This is a genomic window from Mesorhizobium sp. B4-1-3 (assembly GCF_006439355.1).
Taxonomy (GTDB): Bacteria; Pseudomonadota; Alphaproteobacteria; order Rhizobiales; family Rhizobiaceae; genus Mesorhizobium.
On record NZ_VFTG01000001.1, the window covers coordinates 525,001 to 527,500 of the forward strand.

General features: G+C 55.1%; 2 rRNA genes (1 of these 2 cut by a window edge). Both read right to left on the reverse strand.

The annotated features are described in order from the left end of the window. Window positions 1-88: 88 nt before the first annotated feature. Window positions 89-203: ribosomal RNA gene (rrf, locus tag FJW06_RS02550) — 5S ribosomal RNA — on the reverse strand. 251 nt (window positions 204-454) lie between these two features. Next, window positions 455-2,500: ribosomal RNA gene (locus FJW06_RS02555) — 23S ribosomal RNA — on the reverse strand (it continues 754 nt past the right edge of the window).

Sequence of the window (2,500 nt, forward strand, 5' to 3'; positions counted from 1 at the left end):
CGACATGCACCACAACAATCGTGGAGAGAAGATTTAGCTCCACCCGGATCCTTCTGATCCGGATGTGAGGCGAACGTGCGCTTTGCAGACCTGGCAGCGACCTACTCTCCCGCGTCTTGAGACGAAGTACCATCAGCGCTGGAGCGTTTCACGGCCGAGTTCGGAATGGGATCGGGTGCAGCCGCTCCGCCATAACCACCAGGTCGGCAAAACGCACGTTCAAATCGAGAAGCTGTTCAAGCGCGATCCGAGGGATCGTCGCGTTTTGTGCCAGGCGACGTCTGCGTTTTGCCTACGGGCGAAGCCCGCAAGCGCGACTGCGCGTCGCCGGTCGTCCGGCGCCCTCGCTTAAGCTTTGGCCCCGAAGGGGCCGCTCATGCGTGAGCGCTGGTAGACCATCCGACTTATGGCGACAATCCTTCGGATTGCGCCCTGATGGATATAAGTAATGAGAACGATCAAGCCTATCGAACTATTAGTACCGGTAAGCTTCAAGCGTTGCCGCTCTTCCACACCCGGCCTATCAACGTGGTCGTCTTCCACGGTTCTCAGGGAATACTCGTTTCAAGGTGGGTTTCCCGCTTAGATGCCTTCAGCGGTTATCCCGTCCGGATATAGCTACCCTGCAATGCGGCTGGCGCCACAACAGGTCCACCAGAGATCCGTCCATCCCGGTCCTCTCGTACTAGGGACAGATCCTTTCAATATTCCTACACCCACGGCAGATAGGGACCGAACTGTCTCACGACGTTCTGAACCCAACTCACGTACCGCTTTAAATGGCGAACAGCCATACCCTTGGGACCTGCTCCAGCCCCAGGATGCGATGAGTCGACATCGAGGTGCCAAACAACCCCGTCGATATGGACTCTTGGGGGTCATCAGCCTGTTATCCCCGGCGTACCTTTTATCCGTTGAGCGATGGCCCTTCCACGCGGGACCACCGGATCACTATGACCGACTTTCGTCTCTGCTCGACTTGTCAGTCTCGCAGTCAGGCAGGCTTATGCCATTGCACTCAGCGAACGATTTCCGACCGTTCTGAGCCCACCATCGCGCGCCTCCGTTACTCTTTAGGAGGCGACCGCCCCAGTCAAACTACCCACCATACATTGTCCCGGACCCGGATAACGGGCCGCGGTTAGACATCCATAGTGATAAGGGTGGTATTTCAAGGGTGGCTCCACCTGAGCTGGCGCCCAGGCTTCAAAGCCTACCACCTATCCTACACATGCCACTACGAATGCCAATGTAAAGCTATAGTAAAGGTGCACGGGGTCTTTCCGTCTAACCGCAGGAACCCCGCATCTTCACGGGGAATTCAATTTCACTGAGTCTATGCTGGAGACAGCGGGGAAGTCGTTACGCCATTCGTGCAGGTCGGAACTTACCCGACAAGGAATTTCGCTACCTTAGGACCGTTATAGTTACGGCCGCCGTTTACTGGGGCTTCGATTCAGAGCTTGCACCCCTCCTCTTAACCTTCCAGCACCGGGCAGGCGTCAGACCCTATACGTCGCCTTGCGGCTTCGCAGAGCCCTGTGTTTTTGATAAACAGTCGCTACCCCCTGGTCTGTGCCACCCTCCCCTGCTTGCGCAGAAAAGGGTCACGCTTCTTCCGAAGTTACGCGTGCAATTTGCCGAGTTCCTTCAGCATAGTTCTCTCAAGCGCCTTGGTATACTCTACCTGACCACCAGTGTCGGTTTCGGGTACGGTCTATAAGGAGGAGCTATTTCCTGGAACCACTCCGCTGCCCGTTCAATCCGATAAGATTGGACAACTTGTGTGATCCGTCACTACCTCCAGGCCCACGAATATTAACGTGGTTCCCATCGACTACGCGTTTCCGCCTCGTCTTAGGGGCCGGCTAACCCTGCTCAGATTAACTTTAAGCAGGAACCCTTGGTCTTTCGGCGGGGGAGTCTCTCACTCCCCTTACGTTACTCATGTCAGCATTCGCACTTCTGATACCTCCACCGCCCCTCACGGGTACGGCTTCATCAGCTTACAGAACGCTCCGCTACCGCTCGTGATTGCTCACGAACCCTAAGCTTCGGTGTATGGCTTTAGCCCCGTTACATTTTCGGCGCAAAGACCCTTATTTAGACCAGTGAGCTGTTACGCTTTCTTTAAATGATGGCTGCTTCTAAGCCAACATCCTGGTTGTTTTGGGATCCTCACATCCTTTCCCACTTAGCCATAACTTGGGGACCTTAGCTGTAGGTCAGGGTTGTTTCCCTTTTCACGACGGACGTTAGCACCCGCCGTGTGTCTGCCGACTAGTACTCCCAGGTATTCGGAGTTTGGTTAGGTTTGGTAATCCGGTGAGGACCCCTAGCCCATCCAGTGCTCTACCCCCTGGGGTATTCGGTCGACGCTCTACCTAAATAGATTTCGCGGAGAACCAGCTATTTCCGAGTTTGATTGGCCTTTCACCCCTAGCCACAAGTCATCCCGAACTATTGCAACAGTTATGGGTTCGGCCCTCCAGTAAGTGTT